A 23020-nucleotide genomic window follows, 5' to 3' on the forward strand; every position below is an offset into this window, starting at 1 on the left:
TCGGGGACCGTGTTCGAACTCCACCACCTCGCCGCACAGGAACTCTGGGACTGGATCCGCCGGGGGGACGCGACCGCGCTCGAGGTGACCGAGCACTACCTCGACCGGATCGATCGGCTCGACCCGTCCCTCGGGGCGTTCGTCACCGTCACCGCCGACGCCGCGCGTGAGCGGGCGGAACGGCTCGGGTCGCTCGTCCCGACCTCCCGGTCGCTGTGGGGCCTGCCCACCGCGGACAAGGACCTGTACGACCGGGCCGGGGTCCCGACACGGCACGGCTCGACCGCGCTGCCGGTGACGCCCGCGACCGTCGACCACCCGCTGGTGGCGGCGCTCGCCGCGGCGGGGACCGTGAGCCTCGGCAAGACGACGTCGCCGGAGTTCGGCATGTCCTCGTCGTCCGAGACCCGGTTCGGCACGACCCGCAATCCGTACGACACCGCACGGGCGCCGGGCGGGTCGTCGAGCGGCACGGCGGTGGCCGTCGCTGCCGGGCTCCTGCCCGCGGCGGTCGGCACCGACGGCGGGGGCTCGGTGCGCATCCCCGCCGCCGCCACCGGACTCGTCGGGCTCAAGCCGAGCAGGGGGCGGGTGCCGTCGATGCCCGGGCGCTCCGGGGTCGGTGGGCTGAGCGTCGCCGGACCGATCACGCGGAACGTGGCCGACGCCGGCATGCTCCTCGACGCCCTCGTGGCGCCGACCGGGCTGCCGGAGCCGTCGCCGTACGCGCTCGTCACCCCCGAGGTCGGCGAGGGACCGTTCACGGCCGCCGCCGTCCGGGGCGAGGGCCGGTTCGTCGTCGGGGTGCTCGAGGGGTCGCCGTGGGACGAGACCGTCGACGTCGTGGTCGACCCGGCAGCCCGGGCCGCCGTGGCGACCGCCGTGCGGGTGCTCGGCGAGGTCGGGCACGGGGTCGAGGACGTCGTGATGCCCCGGTTGCCGTACGCCGACGCCTTCCGCACGGCGTGGGAGTCGAGCGCCGCCGGGCTGCTGCGCGTGCCGGGCCTCGACCGGTCCGAGCTGACCCCGCTCGTGGCCTGGCTCGTCGCACGTGCCGGACGGTTGACCGCCGAGCGGGTGCTCGACGCCACCGCCACCCTCGACACGTTCTCGGCCGGCCTGATCCGGGCGTTCGACCCCTTCGACGCCGTGCTGACGCCGACCCTGGCGCTGACCCCGCGGCCGCTCGGCTGGTACGGCGACGACCCGGAGGAGGACTTCCGGCGGCAGTGCGCGTACTCGCCGTGGACGTCGATGGCGAACGTGTCGGGGTTGCCCGCGATCACGCTGCCGGTCGGCGTCACCGAGGAGGGACACCCCGACGGTGCGGGGCTGCCGATGGGCGTGCAGCTCGTCGGGCGACCGGGCGGCGAGCGCGTCCTGCTCGCGATCGGCGCCCAGCTCGAACGCCGGCTGCGCTGGCAGCGGCGCCACCCGTCGCAGTGGTGACGTCGGGGGCTGAGGTGCGGCGTCTGCGACATCGCGCGCGTCGATCGACACGCGCAACGTCGCAGACCGCGCGCTGACCAACCGACCGACCGCCGCCGGACCGGGCCGGGCGCAGCGACGCAGGGGTCCGGCGCGCCTACGGCAGCGTCGGCGCCGCCGCCACGAGCGCCCGCGTCACCGCGTGCTGCGGGTCGTCGAGGAGCGACACCGGTCCCTGCTCGACGATCCTCCCGGCCGACAGGACCGCGACGGTGTCGCACAGCCGCTGCACCACGCCGATGTCGTGCGACACGAGCACGAGCGTCAGCCCGAGGTCGTCGGCGAGCGACCGGAAGAGGTCGATCACGCGCGCACGGACCACCACGTCGAGGGCGCTCATCGGCTCGTCCCCGAACAGGATCCGCGGCCCGTGCACGACCGCCCGCGCGATGGCGATGCGCTGCCGCTGCCCACCGGAGAACTCGTGCGGGTACCGGTCGACGGCGTCGGCGGGCAGGTCGACCCGCTCGAGCACCGCACGGACGAGCTCGGCGTGCCGGCCCGGCACCCGGAGCGCCCGCAGCGGCTCGCCGACGATCGCCCCGACGCGCATCCGCGGGTCGAGCGATGCGTACGGGTCCTGGAACACGATCCCGGTCTCGCGACGGAACCAGCGCATGGTGCGCGCTGAGGCCGAGGCGACCACCGGACGACCGCCGGCCGTCACGGTGCCGGTGGTGGGCGCCTCCAGGCCGGCGAGCAGGCGCACCAGCGTCGACTTGCCCGACCCGGACTCGCCGACGATCCCGAGCCGCGACCCGGTGGCGATCGTCAGGTCGACGCCGTCCACCGCGGTGCGCACCGGTCCGGGCTCGAACGGTCCCCGGCGCGGCAGCCGGTAGGTGCGGTGGAGCCCGCTGGCGCGCAGCGCGTCGGTCATGCGGAGCCTCCGGTCAGTCGCGCGGTGGCACGGGCGGCGTCGACGAGGGCGGCCGTCGCCGGGTGCCGGGGTGCGTCGAGGAGCGCACGGACGGCACCCTGCTCGACGACCCGTCCGTGGTCGAGCACGACGGCCTGGTCCGCGATCCGCGCGAGCACCGCCAGGTCGTGCGTCACGAAGAGCATGCCGGTGCCGCGGTCGGTCGAGAGTCGCTCGAACAGCTCGAGGATCCGCGCCTCGGTGGTCACGTCGAGGGCGGTCGTGGGTTCGTCCGCCACCAGGTAGGCGGGGGAGCCGGCCATCGCCATCGCGATGCAGATCCGCTGCCGCTGCCCACCGGACAGCTGGTGCGGGTACTGCCGCAGGAGCGAGGCCGGATCGGGCAGCCCGACGGCGTCCGCGAGGGCCACCGCCGCCGTGGCCGCCGCACGACGGTCCAGGCCGCGGTGCAGCCGGAGGGGTTCGGCGACCTGCGCACCCACCCGGCGGAGGGGGTCGAGCGCCGTGCCCGGCTCCTGGAACACCATGCCGATCCCGGAACCGCGGTGCCGTGCGCGCTCGCGGTCGCGCAGGCCGACGAGCTCGGTGCCGTCGAGGCGGATGCTGCCGGTCACCTCCGCCCCGGTGGGCTCGAGCCCCATCAGGGCGAGCGAGGTCATGGACTTGCCGGACCCGGAGGCGCCGATGACGCCGACGCGCCGGCCGGGAGGCACGGTGAACGTCACGTCGTCGAGGACCGTCCGCCCCGCGATGCGGACCGTCAGCCCGCGCACCTCGAGTCCGTCGCGCTCGGTCCGGCGGGTGGTCGCGTCGGTCATGCCGTCACCCCCGGGGTGGTCGTCGTGCTGCCGGACGGACGGTCGTCGGCGTCAGCGAGCGCGTCCGTCGTGTGCGGGCCGGCCGCGTACCCGCCTCCGGGTCGGTCGCCCGAGGCGCGGTCCCCGGTGGTGAGGCGCGGGTCCGTCGCGTCGCGCACCGCGTCGCCGAGCAGCGACAGGGCGGCGACGACGAGGGCGATCGCGGCGCCCGGCCAGGTGGCGCTCCAGGGGTGCACGCCGATGTAGGTCTGGAGGTCGGCGAGCAGGTTGCCCCACGAGGCGGTGTCCGACCCGGCGCCGTACCCGAGGTACGACAGCCCGGCCTCGGCGAGGACCGCGGTCGCCATCGCGAGCGACAGCTGCACCGTGAACAGCGGCGCCGCGTTCGGTACGAGGTGCCGGGTGAGCACGCCGAGCGGACCGACCCCGGACGCCCGGGCGGCCACGACGTAGTCGCTCCGGGCGATGCGGCGGATCTCCCCGCGGGTGACGCGGGCGATCGAGACACCGAATGACAGACCGACGCTGACGACGACGACGCCGAGGGAGCCGCCGAACACCGCGGTCAGGAGCATCGCGGTGAGGAGCGTCGGGAACGCGACGAGGATGTCGAGGAGGACCGCCGTGCCCTCGCGCACCCACCTCGTGGTCAGCGAGCCGACCGCGGTGAGGACGATCCCGACGACGCTCGCGACGACCCCGGACCCGAGTGCGACGAGCACGGTCGTGCGGGTGCCGGCGAGCAGGTAGCTCGCGATGTCCCGGCCCGCGGCGTCGGTGCCGAACCAGTGCGCCGGACCCGGCGCGGCCCACTGCCGGAACGGGTCCGCGCGGAAGGGGTCCTGCGGGGTCCAGAACAGCGACACGACGGCGAGCACGACGAGGAGCCCGAGGACGACCACGGCGAAGCACCCCGTCGGCCGGGCGAGCAGGCGGCGGATCACTCGCCCACCTCCCGCTGCCTCGGGTCGAGTGCGCGGTGCACGACGTCGACCGCGAAGCCGACGAGCAGCACCAGGCCGGTGAGGACGAGGAGCTCCGACTGCACCTTCGTCACGTCCCGACGGCCGACGTCGGTGACGAGCATGCGACCGACGCCGGGGAGCGAGAACAGCTGCTCGACGACGACCGCGCCGACGAGGAGCCCGGCGATCTGCACGCCGAGCACGGCCAGCACGGTGAGCGCCACCGACGGCAGGCCGTGCCGGAGCAGCGCCTGCGTGCGGGTGAGCCCGACGGCCGCGGCGGTGCGGACGTGGTCGGCGTCGAGCACGGACAGCGTCGCCGAGCGGGTGAAACGCAGGATCACCGCACCCTCGACGGCGCCGATCGTCAGCGCCGGCAGCACGAGCGAGGAGAACGCCCGTCCGGGTTCGTCCCACCCGTCGAGCGGGAAGCCCTGCGTCGGCAGCCAGTGCAGCGTCACCGCGAAGAGGGCGATGAGGAGCATGCCGGCCCAGACGACGGGCACCGCGGCGACGGCCTGAGCGAGGAAGCCGATCACGGCACCGCCCGCGCGACGTCGGAGCACGGCGGCGAGCACGCCGAGCGGCACCCCGATCACGAGCGCCGCCACGAGCGACATGCCCGCGAGCGGCAGGGTCACGGCGAGCTTCTGCGCGATCTCCGGGCCGACGGCGCCGTTCGTCACCAGGGAGCGCCCGAGGTCACCGCGCAGGACCCCGCCGATCCAGTCGAGGTACTGCAGGACGACCGGACGGTCGAGGCCGAGCTGCTGCCGGAGCTGTTCCACCTGCGCGGGCGTCGACTCGGTGCCGGCGACGACCTGCGCGACGTCGCCGGGCAGCACGCGCAGCGTCGCGAACACGATGATGCTCGCGACGAGCAGGCCGACGACGAGCAGGAGCAGTCGCCCGACGAGGAACCGGGTCACGTCCCCGATGCTACGGGGAACGGCGCCCCGTCCCGTGGAGCCGGGCTCACCCGAGCGCCAGCTTCGACAGGTCGAGTCGCGAGTTCCCGCCGTCGACCGGGAACCCGGTGACGCCCGTGCGCACGGCCGTGATCTCGGTCGCGGTGTACAGCCACTCGCCGGCGGCGTCCTCGCTGACGATGCGGGCGGCCTTGCGGAGCGCCTCGACCTTCGCGGTCTCCGAGGTCGCGGCGAGCGACTCGGCGTACAGCGCCTGCACCTCCGCGTTGTCGTACCCGAAGTAGTAGTCCGGGTTCGCCCAGTTGCCGAAGTCGCGTGCCTCGACGTGGTCGACCATCGACAGCTGGAAGTCCTTGTCCTGGAAGACCTGCGACAGCCACGTGGCGAAGTCGACGCGCTCGACCTTCAGCGTGATGCCGACGTCGGCGAGCTGCGACTTGAGGACGTCGCCGATCGTCGCGGGGTAGACGTTCGCGTAGGTGAGCGTCAGGTCGAGGTCGGGCTTCCCGGCCTCGGCGAGGAGCTTCTTCGCGTTGGCCGGGTCGTACGCGTCGATCGCGGTGAGGTCCTCGTAGCCCGGGTCGAGCTCGGGGATCGGGCCGCCCTGCTCGACGCCCGTGCCGCCGATGGCCTTGATGAGGGCCTTCGGGTCGATCGCCTGCCGGATGGCCTTCCGCACCCGCACGTCGGTGAACGGTGCCCGGGAGTCGTTGAACGCGAGCGTGTACTTGTCGGTCGTCCTGCCGCGGTGCAGCGCAATGTCCGGGTTGCCCTGCAGCTGGCCCTGCAGCGTGCCGTCGACGGGGTTGAGCACGTCGAGGTCGCCGTTCGCCATCGCGTTCACGGCCGTCGACGGGTCCGTGATGTACCGGAACACGATCTTCGCGACCTTCGGCTCGGTGCCCCAGTAGTCGTCGTTGCGGCTGAAGGTCAGCGAGTCGCCCTGCTTCCACGAGGACACCTCGAACGGCCCGGTACCGTTCGCGCTGTCGGACAGGTCGTTCCGCGCGGCCTGCTCGAGCACCAGGCCCGCGCGACCGGTCAGGGTGAAGAGCAGGTCGGAGTCGGGCTTCGCCAGGCGCAGTTCGACGACGCCGTCCGACGGCGAGCTGATCGAGGTGACCCCGGCGAGCTTCGCCGAGTCGACGTAGCCGGCGTCGTCCTTGACCTGCTGCAGCGACCAGACGACATCGGCGGCGGTGACGGGCTTGCTGTCCTGGAAGGTCGTGCCCTTCCGCAGCGTGAACGTGTAGGTCCTGCCGTCGGCGGAGACCTCGTGCCGCGACGCGAGCACGTCGCGGATCTCCCCGTCCGCCGTCCGGCCGACCAGGCCCTGGTAGACGTTGTCGATGAGCACCTGGTCGAGTGCCGCCCCCGACTGCTTGCGGATGTCGAGGCTGGTCGGCTCGAGCACGAGCCCGACGCGCACGGTGGCGTCGGCGCCGCCGCGGTCGTCCGAGGAGCCCGAGCAGGCGGTGAGCGTCAGGGCCGACACGACGGCGACCGCGGTGGCGGCCAGGGCGAGACGTGCCGAGCGGGTCCCGGCGCGGGTCCCGGTGCGGGTCCCGGTGCGGGGGAGGAGCGGACTCATGGGTGTGTGGGTTCCTTCCGGGCGCGTGCCGTCGACGGTCGTCGCGTCGCGCTCGCACGAGGTTACCGGCGGTCGGGGGTGTCCGGCGACGGTTCCTGTACGGGGTGCAACAACCCGTCCGGGAGCGACGACCCTTCGGGCTGCGGCGACGTCACCGGCTGCAACACTCCGTGCCGCTCACCCCATGCCCGGATCGCCGTCGCCAGTTCGAGGGGTGCCTGGTTCTGCACGGCGTGCCGGGCCGTGACGGTGACGACCTCCGCGTCCGGCAGCCGCTCCGTGAACCCGGTGTGCAGCTTCGGTGAGACGTACCCGCGGTCGCCGCGGACGAGCAGCAGTGGGACGTCCAGAGCCTCGAGGTCCGGCCACGCGTCGGCGAACCGGCCGACCGACGCGGTCCGGCCGGCCAGGTGCGGGAAGTGGTGCCGCCGGACGAGCCGGCCGTCCTCGCCGAGCCGGGTGGTGTGCCGCGCCTCGCGCAGGAGCACCGCCCGGTCGTCGCCGACACGTGCCTCGACCGCGCGGTCGACCACCTCGTCGAGTGAGGCGAACGGTGTCTCGTCCTCCAACGCCCGGGCGATCCGGTCGACCGCCCGCTGCGCGAAGTCGGGCGACATGTCGACGAGCACGAGGCCCGTCACCCGCTCGGGCGCCGTCGCCGCGAGCCGTGCCGCGAGGATCGCACCGAGCGAGTGCCCGACGACGACGCCGGGCGGCACCCCGAGCGCGTCGAGCGCGGCCAGCACCTGCGGTGCCGTCGCGGTGGCGCCGTAGTCCGCGTCGTCCCGCCACGACGACCGGCCGTGCCCGGGCAGGTCGAGGGCGACCGCCGGCTCGCCGACCGCGATCGCGGTCTGGTCGAAGCTGTGCGCGTCGATGCCGAGCCCGTGCAGGTAGGTGATCCGCGCCTCCCGTCCGTCCGCCGCGTCCCACCGGATCGCGGCGGTCTCGCGACCGTCGTCGGTCCGGACCACCTGCCGGGAGGCGCGCAGCGGCTCCGCCACGCCGCTCGCCGCCGCGAGCGCCGCCAGGTCCGCGAATTCGTCGTCGGGTTCGTGCACGGTTCCGATCCTCGCACCCGGGGGCGGTACCCGTTCCACCCTGGAAGGGTTAGGTGAGGCATGCCATACTCGTTCTCGTGGCAGCCCGGTACCGCGTCTTCTCCGTCCGCGTGGCGGCCGTCACCGCGCTGACCCCGTCGTTCGTCCGGGTGACGCTCGCCGGTGACGCCCTCGCCGACTTCTCGGCGGTCGGGCTCGACCAGCGGATCAAGCTCGTCCTGCCGATCCCCGGCCACGGGTTCACCGACCTGCCCGACGGCGACGACTGGTACGGCGCCTGGCGTGCCCTGCCGGACGCGGAGCGCAACCCGCTGCGCACATACACCGTGCGGTCGTTCCGCCCCGACGCCCACGAACTCGACATCGACTTCGTCGCCCACGGCGACACCGGCCCGGCGTCGCGCTGGGTGTCGTCGTGCCGCGTCGGCGACGAGCTGCGGATCGTCGGCCCGGCCGTGCCGTCGTCGCCCGCCGAGCTGCCGAGCGGCGCCGCCGAGTTCGCGCCGGGCAGCGCCACCCGCATCCTGCTCGCCGGCGACGAGACCGCCGCACCGGCCATCTGCGCGATCCTCGAGGCGCTCGACGTCACCGCGGTCGGGCACGTCTTCATCGAGGTCCCGACCGACGCCGACCGGCTGCCCGTGACCGCGCCCGCCGGGGTCGAGGTCCGATGGATCGCCCGCAACGGTGCCTCGCACGGCGTCCGGATGACCGACCAGGTGCAGGCGTGGGCCTCGGACGTCGTGGTCGGCGCGTCCGCTCCCGGCGCCGTCGACCCGTCCGAGGTCGCGCTCTCCGAGGTGGACGTGGACGAGCAGGTGCTCTGGGACGTGCCGGCGCCCGTCGACGAGCGGCCCGTGTACGCCTGGATCGCGGGCGAGGCCGGATGCGTCAAGGAGCTCCGTCGTCACCTCGTGCGTGGGGTCGGGCTCGACCGGGAGCAGGTCGCGTTCATGGGGTACTGGCGGCACGGCAAGGCCGAGCACTGAACACCGACCTGCCACCGCTCCCGACGACGGCGCTCGGCGTCCGTGGCCTGACGCTCGCGTACGACGACCGCGTCGTGGTCTCCGCGCTCGACGTGGACGTGCCGGACGGCGAGCTGACCGTCATCGTCGGACCGAACGCCTGCGGCAAGTCGACGCTCCTCAAGGCCTTCGCCCGCACCCTCACCCCGAGCGCGGGCACGGTGTTCCTCGACGGCGCCCCCATCACCTCGTACCGCCCGAAGGCCGTCGCGCGCCGGGTCGGCATGCTCCCGCAGACGCCGATCGCGCCCGAGGGCATCACCGTCCGCGACCTCGTGTCCCGCGGGCGCTTCCCGCACCAGGACCTCCTGCACCCGTCGTCCGGGTCCGACCGCCGTGCGGTGCAGGCCGCCCTCGAGCAGACCGACACGGTCGCACTCGCCGACCGCAGCGTGGGCGAGCTCTCGGGCGGACAGCGGCAGCGGGTCTGGATCGCCATGGTGCTGGCGCAGGAGACCGACATCGTCCTGCTCGACGAACCGACGACGTTCCTCGACATCGCGCACCAGTACGACGTGCTCGAGCTCGCCTCGGCCCTGCACGCCGCAGGACGGACCGTCGTCGCGGTGCTGCACGACCTCAACCAGGCCGCCCGGTACGCGACGCACCTGGTGGCGATGCGGGACGGGGCGATCGTCGCACAGGGGACCCCGGCGGCGGTCCTGACGTCCGAGCTGGTCGAGGACGTCTTCGGGCTGCCGTGCGTGGTCGTCCCCGACCCGGAGACCGGCACGCCCCTCGTGGTGCCGCGGCGTCGCGCGGCCTGAGGCCGCGGAGCAGCCGCCGGCTGCTCGCGAGTGGGCAGGACGTGCCGCTCACGTCTGCCGAGCGTGCGGTTCCGGTCGGTGCTGCTCACCGGGCGTGACGGATCCGGCCCGCTCAGTTCCGGCCCGGCCTGCTCAGTGGGGGCGGGGGCCGACGGACGGGAGGCGCGGGGCGGGGTCGCACCGCGCCTCCCGTCCGGCGGCGGGCCCGTCGGCACGGCGGCGAGCGGGCGGGACGTGCCGCTCACGTCCGCCGAGCGGGCGGTTCCCGTCGGTGCTGCGCACCGGGCGTGACGGATCCGGCCCGCTCGGTGCGGTCGGCGAGACCTCCGGGACCGGACGGTCAGCGGTAACCGCCGTCCTCCAGGCCGGCCTCGACCTCGAAGCGGTTGCGCAGCGGATCCCGTCCGGCGACGGCGTACAGCAGCGGCATGAGCATGCCGTAGCGCCGCCACTGCGCCACGTGCACGCGCTCGTGGCGGAGCACCCGCGGTCCGTCGTTGTCGCGCGTCAGGTACACGGAGCCGACGCACGTGCCGCCACGCCGGAAGACCCAGCGGGGCAGGCCCGTGCAGACGACCAACCCGTCCTCGACCCGGACGCGCCCGGTCGAGAGCGGTACGCCGACCGCGAGCCCCACGGCCGTCGCGAACAACCACCCGGCGCGGGACGCCGGGGAGTCGAGGAGCGGGTTGCGCACCCCTACTCCGGGCGGCCGTAGGTCTCGAGCAGGCGCAGCCAGACCTCGTTCATGGTCGGGTAGGCCGGGACGGCGTGCCAGAGGCGGTCGATCGGCACCTCGCCGACGACGGCGACCGTGGCGGCGTGCAGCATCTCGGCCACGTCCTGACCGACGAAGGTCACGCCGACGACGACGCCGCGGTCCTCGTCGACGACCATCTTCGCCCGACCGGTGTAGCCGTCCGCCTGCAGCGCGGAGCCCGCGACGGCACCGAGGTCGTACTCGACGGCGCGGACGTTCACCCCCTGCTTCCGGGCCGCGTCCTCGGTCAGACCGATGCTCGCGACCTCGGGGTCGGTGAACGTCACCTGCGGCACGGCGGCGTGGTCGGCGGTCGCGACGTGGGCGCCCCACGGCTCGGCGTGCACGGGACGGCCCTGGGCGCGGGCGGCGATCGCCTCGCCGGCGGCGCGCGCCTGGTACTTGCCCTGGTGGGTGAGGAGCGCGCGGTGGTTGACGTCGCCGACGGCGTAGAGCCAGTCGGTGCCCTGCACGAGCATGGTGTCGTCGACCTCGAGCCAGTCACCGGCGGTCAGTCCGACCGTCTCGAGGCCGAGGTCGGCGGTGTGGGCCTTGCGGCCGGTCGCGGCGAGCACCTCGCTCGTGACGACGGTGGTGCCGTCGTCGAGCGTCGTGGTCACGAGTCCGTGCTCGTCGCGGTCGACGCGTGTCGGGCTGACACCGGTGCGCACGTCGATGCCGAGCTCGCGCATCGCGTCGGCGACGAGTTCACCGGCGAAGGGCTCCATGCCGCCGAGCAGACCGTGGCGGGCGACCAGGGTGACCTTCGAGCCGAGCGAGGCCCACGCGGTCGCGAGCTCCGAGCCGGCGACGCCGCCGCCGATGACGAGCAGGCTCTCCGGGACCTCCTGGGCGCTGGTGCCCTCGCGGGTTCCCCACGGCTGTGCGTCGGCGAGCCCCGGGACGTCCGGCAGCTGGTGGAGCGAACCGGTGACGACCGCGACGGCGGCCGTCGCGGTGTACTCCTCGCCGCCGACCGCGATGGTCTTCTCGCCGGTGATGCGGGCGTGGCCGCGGATGAGGGCGATGTCGGAGGACTCGAGCCACGCGACCTGGCTGTCGTCCTGGTAGTCGGAGGTGAACGAGTTGCGACGAGCGAGCACCTTCGCGGCGTCGACGTGTCCGGTGACCGCCTGGGCGGCTCCGTCCACGCGCTTCGCCGCGGCGACCGCGTGCCCGCTGCGGAGCAGGGCCTTCGACGGCATGCACGCCCAGTAGGAGCACTCGCCGCCGACCAGTTCGGCCTCGACCACGGCGACCGACAGGCCGCGCTTGTGGGCGTAGTCCGCCACGTTCTCGCCGACAGCGCCGGCTCCGATCACGATGAGGTCGTAGTCCGTCATGCTCCCGAACGTACGCGGGGCGACGGTGCACCGGCCGGGTGCGGTGCGGGGACCGGCCCGCCGGGGGCCGGGACCGGTCGGTGCGTGCCGCACCGGTCGGTGCGTGCCGCGGGCGGGGACCGGTCAGGCTGCGCGTGACGCCGTCGTCAGGGCGCCGACCGCGCGGAGGATCACCCCGAGGTCGTCGACCGCGCGGTCCGGGTCGACCGGCGCGAACCCGGTCAGGGCCGCACCGACCAGCCGGCGACCGCGCGTGGCCGCCTGGATGCGCTCCACGAGCCCGGCGGCATCGAGACCGAAGGGCACCGGCTCGAGCAGCCCGTCCACCTCCGCCGGGTCGAGGACGTCGAGGTCGACGTGGACGAAGACCCCCTCGGCACCGGTGGCGTCCACGGCCGCGGCGACCGCGTCCGGGGTGGCCGCGTCCACGTCGAGGTGGGTGATGCCGATGCGGTCGAGCGCGGCGAGCTCGGCGTCGTCCGTCCCACGGATGCCGGCGACGACGACGGCCGCCGGGTCGACGGTCGGCAGGTCGGGGAACAGCTCGTCCGACCGGTCGACGAGCAGCCGGAGCACGGCGGTCTCCGCCGCCACCGGCTGCGCGCGGTTCAGCGACCGGTACCCGCTGGAGCCCGCGATGCGGACGAACGCGGTGCCCGGCCGGACGAGCACGGTGGCGCCGAGCACGCTCGATCCGTCGCCGCCGACGACGAGCACGGGCTCGCTCGCGACGCCGGCCTCCTCCGCCACGCGTTCGGCGACCGCGCGGACCGCCGTGTAGCGGGCGACGGCGGTCTCGAGGCGGTCCCCGGCACCGGCGGGGACGTCGACGACGGTGGTGGCGGCACGGGGGAGATCGGCTGCGATGGCCTGCGCTCCGTCGCCGAGGCGCATCGCGCGCGACGACGCCGAACCCTGCCACTGACCGACGACGAGGAACTGCATCGTCTCAGTCTGTCAGCACGGTCCGGCGTCGTCCGGGGAACCGGCTCAGATCGAGCTGGATCCGCCGTTCTTCAGCGCGGCGAGCCGGGCTTCGACCTCGGCGTCACGGCCGACGTCCTCGAGGCTCTCGAACTGCGCGTCGAGGCTCGACGACTGCAGTTCCTGCTGGCCGAGCACCTTCGCCTCCTCGCGACGGACCTTCTCCTCGAAGCGGTTCAGGTCGCTCGTCGGGTCGGTGATGTCGATGTTGCCGATGGCGTCGTTCACCTTCGACTGCGCCTCGGCGGTCTTCTGCCGTGCGACGAGGGTGTCGCGCTTGGCCTTGAGCTGCTCGAGCTTCTGCTCCATGCCGGCGAGCCCGGACTTGAGCTTCTCGACCTGCTCGTTCTGCGTGGCGAGCGGTCCCTCGTTGTCCTTGACCTCCTGCTCGGCGGCGAGCTGCCTGCCGATGGCGATCTTCGCGAGGTTGTCGAACTTGTCGGCGTCCGCCGTCTTGCCCTCGGCGCGGTACTTGTCGGCAGCGGCGGAGGCGTTCGCGGCCTTCTGCCCCCACTCGGTCGCGGCGCGCTTGTCCTCCTCGTGGTCCTGCTCGAGCAGGCGGAGGTTGCCGATCGTCTGCGCGATCGCGGTCTTGGCGTCCGCGATGTTGTTCGAGTAGTCGCGCACGAGTTGGTCCAGCATCTTCTGCGGGTCCTCGGCGTCGTCGATGATCTGGTTCACGTTCGCCCGGATGAGCGAGGAGATCCGGCCGAAGATGGTCTGCTTTGCCATTGCTTTCCCTTTCGTGGAAGGTCCGTTGTGGTGCTGGTTCGGTCGTGCTGGGCCGCTGGCCGGGTCAGGCCGCGGCGGTCGGCGGGACGGGGTTCAGAAGCGGCCGCCGCCCGAGAAGCCCCCGCCACCGCCACCGTCTCCGCCGCCGAAGCCGCCCCCGCCGCCGCCGCCGAAGCCCCCGCCGCCGAAGCCGCCCCCGCCGAAGGACCCGCCGCCGAAGCTGCCGCCGCGGCCGCCGAGCAGGCCGCCGAGCACGATGCCGGTGACCAGTCCGCCGAGTTGCGCGCCGTTGCCGCCGCCCCCGCCCTGGCCGGGCCACCCGCCCATGTCGTCGTTGGCCGCGTCCATCGCAGCCGCCGCGTACTGCTCCGCGGCGCGCGCTGCCTGGACGGCACTGGCCGGATCGGTCGTCGCGAGGTCCACGGCGTCGTCCAGTGCCCGTTCCGCCTCGGACAGCCGGGTCCGCGCGGTCGTCCCGACGCCGCCCCGTCGGACCGAGATGAAGTCCCGCGCCTGGCTGATGCGCGCTCGGGCGTCGCGCAGGGCGTCGTCGAGGGCCCGCTGCGCCCGCTGGCGCTGCTCCTGCGCACCGCGTGCCGCGGCCAGCGCCGCGTCGATGTCCGTGTTCGCCCGGGTCAGGACGTCGACCGCGGCGATCGGGTCGCGCGGGTCGAGGCCCTGCCGCAGCGCGGTGTCGGCGCGGGTCACGGCTCCCGCCAGCGCCGGGTCGGCCGAGCGCATGGCACGCGCCGCGGCGACGTCGCCCTCGATGTCGACGCGCATCGCCTCGGCCCGCGCCGACGCCTCGGCGAAGGTGCGCTCCGCACCCGTCGCGCTCGTCGTCAGCTGCTGCACCTGCGCGAGGGCGTGCTGGGCGTCCCGGACCGCGATCACCGCCTCGCCCTTGTCGCCCGCGGCGATGGCCGCGGTCGCCGCCTGCGAGCGCTCGGTGGCGAAACCGAGCACCTGGTCCGCCTGGGCGACGTTGTCCGAGACCGTGGCGAGGGTCCGGCCGGTGTACTGCCCACGGACCCGTTCGAGTGCGCGGCGGGCCGCGTCGAGGTCCGCCGGCGCCGCGGCCACCGCCGACGCGAGTGCCGTCGCGGCGTCCTCCACGCCGTCCTCGAGCGCGCGGAGCCGGTCGAACGCCTCGGTCTGCTCCTCGATCGACGCGTGCGCTCGCTCGCAGATCGCGATGATGTCGTTCGCCCACTGCGCCCGCTGCTGCGGGGAGTCCGGCACCTCGTCGTCGAGCTGCTGCTGGTACGAGAAGGCCTGCCGCACCGAGCGCTTCGCGGCGGCCACCGCCTCGGCGAAGGGCTTCGCGGCGTCCTCGCCGAACTGCGCGCTGGCGAACCCGACCTCCTGCTCGGCCGTGCGGAGCTCGTCGTCGATCGTCACGAGTGCGCCGCCGGCCTTCCGCTCGAGCCCGGCGAGCGAGGCCTGCTGCGCCCGCTCGGCCTCGGCCGTCCGGCGCTTGTTGCGGGTGCGGACGACCAGCACGACGATCACGAGACCGACGACGACCACGAGGAGCAGGACCCAGAGCCACGTGAGGTCCGCCGGCGCCTGCGTCTGCACGAGTCCGTCGGCGAGGGCCACCGCGGCCCCCGCCCAGTCGCCGTTCCGCAGCTGCGGGACGGCGTCGTCCTGGTACGCCGACTCGACGTCCCCGCGGGACAGCGCGGTCTCGTTCGTCTGCTGGATGTCCGCGATCCGGTCGTCGACCGCCACGGACAGGACGATGGCGTCCGAGTCGATCTGGTTGCGCTCCATGAGGGCGTCGCCCCAGGCGGTGTGGTCGCTCGGGTTCGTGAAGGTCGGGACGTAGACCACGTAGAGCTGCGTCTGCGTCCGGTCGTACAGGTCGGAGACGGCCCGCTCTACCTCGCTCCGCTGGCTGCTGCTGAGCACGCCGGCCTCGTCGACGACGTAGGCGCCGCCCAGGTCGACCGGGTCGGTGGCGTGCGCGGCCGCGGCGGGTGCGAGCACGAGCCCGGCGGCGAGGAGCAGGCTCCCGAGGCGGGCGGCGAGACGTGCGGCCCGCCCGCCCTGGCTACGCCCCCTCGGTCGCCGGGGCAACCGGTCCGCCCCGGTGTCGTCCGTGCTCGATCCGTCGTGGACCGCTCGCATCCGTCCTCCGTCCGTCGGCGAGGGCGCCGTCGGCGTCCCCGGTCCGGCCCCGCGGGGGAGCCGTGGCCCCGATGCTATCCAGGCGACGCACACAACGGGTGGATGCTCCGAGAACCCCCGGTGATGGGCGACTTGTGGAGGGCTTGTACCCCGGACCGGGGTATGGTGGAGGCCATCGTTCGACGACGAGCGGAAGGAAGCACCATGGAGCGCACGACGAGCACAGAGGTCGTCCCACTGGAGGACGGCTACCACCGCGTCTCGACGCCGGCGAGCGGCGTCATCGGGTTCGTCCGGGAGCAGGACGGCCGCTACGAGGTCCTGCGGGGCCGCGTCCGCCAGGCCACCCGGTCCGAGGGCGCCTACAGCACCATGAACGTCGCGCTGATCGCGCTGACGCACGCCTGACCGCCGGCGGCGGGGTGCGCGCCCGCTACGCTCGCCGCGTGGCCCGTCCGACCCCCGCCGTCCTGGTGACGATCGTGCCGTCCGGCGACGACCGGGAGGCACTGCTCGCCGCCGTCGCGTCCGCTGCGGCGGTCGACGTGGCCGCCGTGCGGGCGGGGCGCGTCTGTCCGCACTGCGGGTCGACCGACCACGGCCGCCCCTGGGCCACCGCCGCCGGACGCGCCGTCCCGGTGAGCACCGCGCGGACGGGCGGCGCGACAGCCCTCGCCGTCGTCCGCGGGACCGCCGTCACCGACGTGGCGCTCGGTGTCGACCTCGAGCAGGTCGCCCGCGTCGCGGCCGCGCCGCTGGACGCCTTCGGCCCGGCCGAACGACGACGGCTCGGTGGGGACGCCGACCGAGCCGCTGCCTGGGCCGTGAAGGAGGCCGTGCTGAAGCAGGACGGCCGGGGCCTGCGTGTCGACCCCACCGCGGTCGCGGTCGACCTCGAGCGCTCGGTCGCACGCTTCGCGGGACGCGTGCAGGCGGTCACCGTGCTGTGGCCCGCTCCGGGCACCGTGCTGGCGGTGGCGGCCGGCGGGCTGCCGGTCGAGGTCGAGGACCGCGTCACACCCCCGGTCGGGTGAGCACCTCGGCGCCGTCCTCGGTGATCGCGATCGTGTGCTCGGTGTGGGCGGTGCGGGCCCCCGTGGCGCTCCGGAGGGTCCAGCCGTCCGGGTCGGTGACGAGCTCGTCGGTGTCCGCCATCACCCACGGCTCCAGCGCGAGGAGCAGCCCCGGGCGCAGGGTGTAGCCGCGGCCCGGTCGTCCGGTGTTCGACACGTGCGGGTCCTGGTGCATCGTCGAGCCGATGCCGTGGCCGCCGAACTCGGTGTTGACCGGGTGGCCGGCGGCAGCGAGGACGCTGCCGATCGCGTGCGACAGGTCACCGGTCCGGGCACCGGGTCGGGCTGCGGCGATGCCGGCGGCGAGGGCGCGTTCGGTCGTCTCGATCATCGCGGTGTCCGCCGGGTCAGCCGTGCCGACGACGAAGCTGACGGCGGCGTCCGCGGCGATGCCGTCGAGCGACACCGCGAGGTCGAGCGTGAGCAGGTCGCCGTCCGCGAGGTCCCGGTCGTGGGGGAGCCCGTGGAGCACGGCGTCGTTGACCGCGGTGCAGACGTGGTGCCCGAACGGCCCGCGTCCGAAGGACGGCGCGTAGTCGACGTAGCAGGACTCGGCACCGGCGTCCTCGATCATCGTCCGGGTCCACCGGTCGATCTCGAGCAGGTTCGTGCCCACGCCCGTGCGCGCACGGAGGGTCTGCAGGATCGTGCCGACGAGCGCGCCGGTCCGGCGTGCGCGGTCGACCTCGGCGGGGGAGAGGATCTCGATCACGGGATGATCGTACCGGTACTGTCCGGCCGGTACTATCATCGGAGCATGGTCCGACTCCCGCTCAGTCCCGACGAGCTCGAACGCGGCCGCCGGCTCGGTGCGCTGCTCCGCTCGGCGCGTGCGGACCGGTCGATGCTCGACGTGGCCCTCGCCGCCGGTGTCTCGCCCGAGACTCTCCGGAAGATCGAGACCGGCCGGATCGCGACCCCGTCGTTCGCGACGATCGCCGCGCTGGCCGGGGTCGTCGGGCTGTCCCTCGACGCCCTCTGGGCCGAGGTCCAGCCCGCTCCGTCCGGCGGTGGGACGGTCGGGTCTGCCCGTCCCTCGAGGACACCGGCGGCCGGGTCCGCCCGTCGCTAGGCCGAGCCGCCGGTCGGCAGTGCGGGCACGCCCGGCTCGTCGATCCACGGACCCGTGACGCGACGCACCGCGAGCTCCGTCACGCCCGCCGCCGCGGCGAACGCCGCGAACACGTCCGTCGGCGCCACCGAGCCGTGCCGGTGCTCCGCGGTGATCGCGCGGAGACCCGTCGTGAACGCGGTGTCGCCGAAGGTCCGACGCACCGCGTGCAGCGCGAGGGCGCCGCGCTTGTAGACGCGGTCGTCGAACATGTCGCCCGCGCCCGGGTCGGCGACCACGAGGTCCTGCGGCCCGGCGAGCAGTCCGTCGCGGTACCGCTCGGCGAGCGTGTCGGCGGAGTCGCCTCCGCGGTGCTCCGACCACAGCCACTCGGCGTAGCAGGCGAAGCCCTCGTGCAACCAGATGTCCCGCCAGCGCGCCGCGGTCACGGAGTTGCCGAACCACTGGTGCGCGAGCTCGTGGGCGATCAGCCGGTCGGTGCCGTGCTCGCCGTCGACGTGGTTCCGCCCGAACACCGCGAGGCCGTGGGCCTCGAGCGGGATCTCGAGCTCGTCGTCGGTCACGACGACGCCGTACGACGAGAACGGGTACGGACCGAAGACGTCCGAGTAGAGCGCGAGCATGTCGGGCACGCGCCCGAAGTCCGTCCGCACGGCGGCCGCGAGGTCCGCCGGGTGGTGCACGGTCACGTCGGGCAGCCCGTCGCCGGAGGGACGGCGGAGCGCGGTCGTGCGGTACCGCCCGATCTGCACCGTCGCCAGGTACGTCGCCATCGGCTCGGTCACCGCCCAGGTCCAGGTGGTGCCCGCCCGACCGCGCTCGCGCCCGAGGAGGTCGCCGTTCGCGACCACGTCGTAGCCCGTCTCCGCGGTGATCTCGATCCGGTAGGTCGCCTTGTCGTCGGGGCGGTCGTTGCAGGGGAACCACGACGGGGCGCCGGTGGGCTGCGCGGCGACGATGACGCCGTCGGTCAGTTCCTCCCAGCCGATCTGGCCCCAGGGGCTCCGCAGGGGGTGTGGCGCGCCGCGGTACCGGACGTGCACCGAGAAGTCCGCCCCGGCGGCGACCGGCTCCGCGGGCGTCACCGTGAGCTTGTGCGTGGACGTCGACACCTTGGCCGCGCGGGTGCCGTCGACGTCGACCCGGTCGACCCGCAACCCGTGCAGGTCGAGGACGATCCGGTCCAGCTGCTCGACGGCACGGCCGTGCACGGTGGCGGTGGCGTCGAGGCGGTTCGTCGCGACGCGGTAGCCGAGGCGGAGCTCGTAGTGCCGGGCGCTCCACCGCCGGTCGCCGCTGTGCGGGGTGTACGGGTCGGCGTCGGGGTTCGGCTTCACGGTGCCGTCGAGTCTGCCACGACGCCGTCGTCCTGGGCGGCGGTGGTGCGTTCCGCGACCGGCACCGGCGGCGCGGACGCCCACGGTGCGATGGGGTTGCCCGCCCACTGCGTGCCCCCGGGGACCTGCTCGCCGCGCATCACGAGCGACGCCGGTCCGACCGTGGCGCCGGCACCGATCCCCGCCGCCGGCAGCGCGACGCTGTGCGGCCCGAGGGTCGCGCCGTCGTCGAGCCGGACCGTGTCGAGCTGCATGACCCGGTCGTGGAACAGGTGCGTCTGCACGACCGTGCCACGGGCGACCGCCGCCCCGTGGCCGATGGCCACGAGGTCGGCCTCGGGGAGCCAGTAGGTCTCGATCCAGGTCCCGCGCCCGATGCGGGCGCCGAGGCTCCGCAGCCACGCCGCCAGCGCCGGGGTGCCGGTCGCCTGCTCGGCGAACCACGGGCGCGCGACCGTCTCGACGAAGGTGTCCTGCACCTCGTTGCGCCACACGAACGACGACCAGAGCGGGTGCTCGCGTGCCTCGATGCGGCCGACGAACACCCACTTCGCGAGCGTCGACACGGCTGCCGCGACGGCGCCGGCGACGATGAGCACGGGCCCGGCGAGGAGCACGGTCCACCCGATGCCGACCGTCGACCACAGCGCGAGGAGGGCACCGGCGACGCCGAGGGCGATCGCTGCGGAGACCATCGGCGCGACCAGGCGGAGGAGCTCCCAGCACCCGCGGGCGACCTTGAGCCGGCGCGGCGGGCGGAAGGTGCGTTCCTCGTCGAACTCGGTGGTCGCACGGCGCAGGCGGACCGGGGGCGAGCCGAGCCACGAGGACCCGCGCTTGGCCTTCTTCGGGACGGCGGACAGCACGGCGACGAGCGCCTCGCGCGGCACCGAGCGCCCGGCCCCGGTCATGCCCGAGTTGCCGAGGAACGCCCGTCGTCCGACCTTGGAGCGGCCGATGCGCACGAAGCCGCCGCCGAGTTCGTACGTCGCGACCATCGTGTCGTCGGCGAGGAACGCGCCCGAGGCGATCTGCGTCAGCGAGGGGATGAGGAGCACCGTCGAGATCTCGGTGTCCCGTCCGACGCGCGCACCGAGCACCCGCAACCACAGCGGTGTCACCAGCGAGGCGTAGAGCGGGAACAGGAGCGTGCGCGCCGCGTCGAGCACGCGCTCGGTGCACCACGCCTGCCAGCCCGGACGCGACCGCACGGGGTGCCGGCCCTCGTGCAGGCCGAGGGCGAGCAGCCGGACCGCAGCGACCACCAGGACCGCGTAGACCAGGCCCGCGACGAGCGTCGCGAGCGGGACGGCTGCGAGCCCGCGCAGCACCGCGGTGCCGAGCGTGCCGGCCGGCCCGACGAGCACGACGGCGACCGCCAGGCCCGCCGCGACGCCCGCGACGGGCAGGCCGGCCACGACGACCGACGCGACCCCGTACGCGACGAGCCAGCGACGACGGGCCGGGGGACGCGCCTCCCGGCCGTGTCGCGCCGAACCCACGCGGTCCGCGGGGGAACCGGCCCATCGCTCCCCGTCGGGCACCCTGCCGGTGAGGGCGGAGCCGGCCTCGACCTCCGCGCCCTCGCCGACGTGCGCTCCGGGCAGGAGCGTCGAGCGGCTGTGCACGACGGCGTCCGCGTCGACCCGGACGTGGCCGAGCCGGAACAGGTCGCCGTCGACCCAGTGCCCGACGAGGTCGACCTCGGGCTCGACCGAGGCGCGCTTGCCGACGGTGAGCATGCCGGTGACCGGCGGCAGGGTGTGCAGGTCGACGTCGCGGCCGATCCGGGCTCCCAGCGCCCGCGCGTAGTAGCTGATCCACGGCGCTCCCGCGGTGGACGGACCGTCGACGGCCTCGGCGATGCGCTCCGCGAGCCAGACGCGCACGTGCACGGACCCGCCGCGGGGGTGGTCGCCCGGACCCACGCCGGCGAGCAGCAGGCGGGCGAGGACGACCGTGACGGCCATCTTGCCGATCGGCGTCACGAAGAGCAGCAGGGCCACCACGAGCGCCCACCACGGCAGCACCGGCAGGACGGGCAGGGTCGTCGCGTGCAGCACCGCGGCGACGAGCGCCGTCCAGGTCAGCACCCGCAGGCCCCGGAGCACCTGGACCGGCAGGCCGAGCAGGGTGAGCAGCAGCCCGGTGGTCGGTGGCACCGGGCGCACCGGTCGCCGTGCGGCGGCGGTCGGGCCGGCGTCGTCGAGCGCGGCGGCCAGGGCACCGATCCGCGGGTGGTCGTAGACGTCGGCGACGGTCGTCGTGGGGAAGCGCTCGCGGATCGCGGACACGAGCTGCGCCGCGGTCAGCGAGCCGCCGCCGTGCGCGAAGAAGTCGTCGTCGACGCTCGTCACCGGCACGCCGAGGATCGCGGACCAGCGCTCGGCGATCCACGCGACGGTGTCCGGCAGCAGTGCGGTGTCGGAGGCTCCGGGCAGCGGCCAGGGGAGCGCGGCGCGGTCGACCTTGCCGGACGTCCGGGTCGGCAGCGACTCCACCACGGCGAGCAGCGGCACGAGGGCCGCCGGCAGTTCCTCGCGGAGTCGGGCGTTCGCGGCGGTCGTGTCGATCGTGGCGCCGGCGACCGGGGCGACGTAGCCGACGAGGACCTGGTTGCCGGCCGGCGTCCGCTGCACGACGGCCGCCCCGCCGGCGACGTCGTCGAGCCCCTGCAGGGCCGCGTCGACCTCGCCGAGCTCGATGCGGCGGCCGCCGAGCTTGACCTGGTCGTCCGCACGACCCTGGAAGACGAGGCCCTCGGGGTCGTACCGGACGAGGTCGCCGCTCCGGTACGCCCGCTCCCAGCCGAGCTCGGGGAAGGGGGCGTACTTCTCGGCGTCCTTCGCCGGGTCGAGGTAGCGCCCGAGGCCGACCCCGCCGATCACGAGTTCGCCGACGCCGCCGGGGGCCACCCGCTGCCCCCGGTCGTCGACGACCGCCAGGTCCCAGCCGTCGAGCGGCAACCCGATGCGCACCGGCTGGCTGCCGTCCATCAGGGAACCGCACGCGACCACCGTGGCCTCGGTCGGACCGTACGTGTTCCAGAGCTCGCGGTCGCGCGAGGCGATGCGGGCGGCGAGCTCGGGCGGGCAGGCCTCGCCGCCGAAGATCACCAGGCGGACCTGCTCGAGCGCGTCGTCCGGCCACAGCGCCGCGAGCGTCGGGACCGTGGAGACGACCGTGATGCCGTGCGCGATGAGCCACGGGCCGAGGTCGACGCCGGTCCGGACGAGCGAGCGCGGTGCCGGCACGAGGCACGCGCCGTGGCCCCACGCGAGCCACATCTCCTCGCACGAGGCGTCGAACGCGACGCTGAGGCCGGCGAGTACCCGGTCGCCGGGGCCGATCGGCGCGTCCTGCAGGAACATCCGTGCCTCGGCGTCGACGAACGCGGCGGCGGACCGGTGCGTCACCGCGACGCCCTTCGGCACACCCGTCGAGCCGGAGGTGAAGATGATCCAGGCGTCGTCCTCGGTCGTCGGGGCCTCGGCGCGTGCGGCGGGGTCGACGACCGGCGAGGGCGCCGCGTCCGGTGTGCCGTCCTGCCGCAGCACGCCGCCGGCACCGATCACCCCGACCACGCCGGCCTCGCCGAAGACGAGGGCGGCGCGCTCCTCGGGGTCGTCCGCGTCGACCGGCACGTAGGCGGCGCCGGCGGCGAGCACGGCCAGGATCGACAGGTACAGGTCGCGGCCGCCCGAGGGGATCCGCACGCCGACCCGGTCGCCCCGACGGACGCCGCGCGTGGCGAGGTCGTCGGCCTGCTCCCGGACGAGCCGGAGGAGCGTCACGGTGTCGATCGTGCCGGCCGGGTCCTCGAGCGCGAGGGCGTCGGGGTGCGCGGCCGCGGTCGCCTCGAGGACGTCCAGCAGGGTGCGCGGTGCCGGGGCGTGCTCGCCGCGCGCGAGTTCCGCCTGGGTGTCGGTGGTGCCGGTGCTCATCGCGCGGATCCTACTGACGCCGGGTGTCGCGCACGGAAACACGTCGCGCGGGCCCGATCGGGATGCAGGAGCCGCGCTCGACCACGGGGGACGGTCGCCGCAGGCGACATCGCGC

Annotated in this window: 20 protein-coding genes; 6 read left to right on the plus strand and 14 right to left on the minus strand. The window is 74.7% G+C overall.

Features of this window, described 5'->3' with window-relative positions:
* Positions 1-9 precede the first annotated feature (9 nt).
* On the plus strand, positions 10-1449 hold the full coding sequence (locus tag Cus16_RS00700) for an amidase (RefSeq protein ID WP_069710731.1): 1440 nt from the start codon (positions 10-12) through the stop codon (positions 1447-1449).
* A 136-nt stretch (positions 1450-1585) separates the two neighbouring features.
* Here Cus16_RS00700 and Cus16_RS00705 read toward each other — a convergent pair whose 3' ends face one another.
* The 6 genes from Cus16_RS00705 to Cus16_RS00730 form a co-directional block, all read right to left on the minus strand.
* Positions 1586-2368, minus strand: a complete 783-nt coding sequence (locus Cus16_RS00705; RefSeq protein ID WP_069710732.1) for an ABC transporter ATP-binding protein — start codon at positions 2366-2368, stop codon at positions 1586-1588.
* Positions 2365-3186: an ABC transporter ATP-binding protein gene (locus tag Cus16_RS00710; protein WP_069710733.1), complete on the minus strand. Its 822-nt coding sequence runs from the start codon at positions 3184-3186 to the stop codon at positions 2365-2367. The genes Cus16_RS00705 and Cus16_RS00710 overlap by 4 nt, the downstream gene beginning before the upstream one ends.
* A complete protein-coding gene (locus Cus16_RS00715) occupies positions 3183-4130 on the minus strand; it encodes an ABC transporter permease (RefSeq protein WP_083263589.1) in 948 nt (315 codons plus the stop codon). Before Cus16_RS00715 ends, Cus16_RS00710 begins: the two co-directional genes overlap by 4 nt.
* Positions 4127-5080, minus strand: coding sequence for an ABC transporter permease (locus Cus16_RS00720; RefSeq protein WP_069710734.1), 954 nt, complete (start codon positions 5078-5080; stop codon positions 4127-4129). Before Cus16_RS00720 ends, Cus16_RS00715 begins: the two co-directional genes overlap by 4 nt.
* Positions 5081-5126: 46 nt before the next feature.
* Positions 5127-6671: an ABC transporter substrate-binding protein gene (locus Cus16_RS00725; RefSeq protein WP_069710735.1), complete on the minus strand. Its 1545-nt coding sequence runs from the start codon at positions 6669-6671 to the stop codon at positions 5127-5129.
* A gap of 62 nt (positions 6672-6733) precedes the next feature.
* Entirely contained in the window at positions 6734-7732 is a 999-nt protein-coding gene (locus tag Cus16_RS00730; protein ID WP_069710736.1) for an alpha/beta fold hydrolase, read from the minus strand.
* Between the two features lie 77 nt (positions 7733-7809).
* Here Cus16_RS00730 and Cus16_RS00735 point away from each other — a divergent pair, with 77 nt between their 5' ends.
* Complete coding sequence (locus Cus16_RS00735; protein WP_223246473.1) at positions 7810-8721, plus strand: siderophore-interacting protein; 912 nt, start codon at positions 7810-7812, stop codon at positions 8719-8721.
* Complete coding sequence (locus Cus16_RS00740) at positions 8619-9527, plus strand: ABC transporter ATP-binding protein (protein WP_411266591.1); 909 nt, start codon at positions 8619-8621, stop codon at positions 9525-9527. The genes Cus16_RS00735 and Cus16_RS00740 overlap by 103 nt, the downstream gene beginning before the upstream one ends.
* Before the next feature lie 340 nt (positions 9528-9867).
* Here the strand turns inward: Cus16_RS00740 and Cus16_RS00745 are convergent, their stop codons facing one another.
* The 5 genes from Cus16_RS00745 to Cus16_RS00765 form a co-directional block, all read right to left on the minus strand.
* Positions 9868-10224, minus strand: coding sequence for a Fe-S oxidoreductase (locus tag Cus16_RS00745; protein WP_069710737.1), 357 nt, complete (start codon positions 10222-10224; stop codon positions 9868-9870).
* A gap of 2 nt (positions 10225-10226) precedes the next feature.
* On the minus strand, positions 10227-11630 hold the full coding sequence (locus Cus16_RS00750) for a dihydrolipoyl dehydrogenase family protein (protein ID WP_069711345.1): 1404 nt from the start codon (positions 11628-11630) through the stop codon (positions 10227-10229).
* A 123-nt stretch (positions 11631-11753) separates the two neighbouring features.
* Positions 11754-12575 carry an arginase family protein gene (locus Cus16_RS00755; protein ID WP_069710738.1) on the minus strand — a complete coding sequence of 274 codons (822 nt, stop codon included), beginning with the start codon at positions 12573-12575 and terminating at the stop codon, positions 11754-11756.
* Between the two features lie 45 nt (positions 12576-12620).
* Complete coding sequence (locus tag Cus16_RS00760) at positions 12621-13346, minus strand: PspA/IM30 family protein (RefSeq protein ID WP_069710739.1); 726 nt, start codon at positions 13344-13346, stop codon at positions 12621-12623.
* A 93-nt stretch (positions 13347-13439) separates the two neighbouring features.
* Positions 13440-15479 (minus strand): TPM domain-containing protein, encoded by a 2040-nt coding sequence (locus Cus16_RS00765; RefSeq protein WP_083263591.1) that lies wholly within the window; start codon positions 15477-15479, stop codon positions 13440-13442.
* Between the two features lie 204 nt (positions 15480-15683).
* Between Cus16_RS00765 and Cus16_RS16485 the strand changes: the two genes are divergently transcribed.
* Positions 15684-15887 carry a hypothetical protein gene (locus Cus16_RS16485; RefSeq protein WP_058729997.1) on the plus strand — a complete coding sequence of 68 codons (204 nt, stop codon included), beginning with the start codon at positions 15684-15686 and terminating at the stop codon, positions 15885-15887.
* 38 nt (positions 15888-15925) lie between these two features.
* Positions 15926-16513 (plus strand): 4'-phosphopantetheinyl transferase family protein, encoded by a 588-nt coding sequence (locus tag Cus16_RS16140; protein WP_141718751.1) that lies wholly within the window; start codon positions 15926-15928, stop codon positions 16511-16513.
* Here the strand turns inward: Cus16_RS16140 and map are convergent.
* Complete coding sequence (gene map / locus Cus16_RS00780) at positions 16494-17264, minus strand: type I methionyl aminopeptidase (RefSeq protein WP_069710741.1); 771 nt, start codon at positions 17262-17264, stop codon at positions 16494-16496. The genes Cus16_RS16140 and map overlap by 20 nt on opposite strands.
* A gap of 45 nt (positions 17265-17309) precedes the next feature.
* Here map and Cus16_RS00785 point away from each other — a divergent pair, with 45 nt between their 5' ends.
* A complete protein-coding gene (locus Cus16_RS00785; protein WP_069710742.1) occupies positions 17310-17624 on the plus strand; it encodes a helix-turn-helix transcriptional regulator in 315 nt (104 codons plus the stop codon).
* Here Cus16_RS00785 and Cus16_RS00790 read toward each other — a convergent pair.
* Both Cus16_RS00790 and Cus16_RS00795 read right to left on the minus strand, forming a co-directional pair.
* Entirely contained in the window at positions 17621-18961 is a 1341-nt protein-coding gene (locus tag Cus16_RS00790) for a M1 family metallopeptidase (RefSeq protein ID WP_069710743.1), read from the minus strand. The genes Cus16_RS00785 and Cus16_RS00790 overlap by 4 nt on opposite strands.
* Positions 18958-22905, minus strand: coding sequence for a Pls/PosA family non-ribosomal peptide synthetase (locus Cus16_RS00795; protein ID WP_083263594.1), 3948 nt, complete (start codon positions 22903-22905; stop codon positions 18958-18960). The genes Cus16_RS00790 and Cus16_RS00795 overlap by 4 nt, the downstream gene beginning before the upstream one ends.
* Positions 22906-23020: the final 115 nt, after the last annotated feature.

This window comes from Curtobacterium sp. ER1/6, assembly GCF_001742745.1.
Taxonomy (GTDB): Bacteria; Actinomycetota; Actinomycetes; order Actinomycetales; family Microbacteriaceae; genus Curtobacterium; species Curtobacterium citri.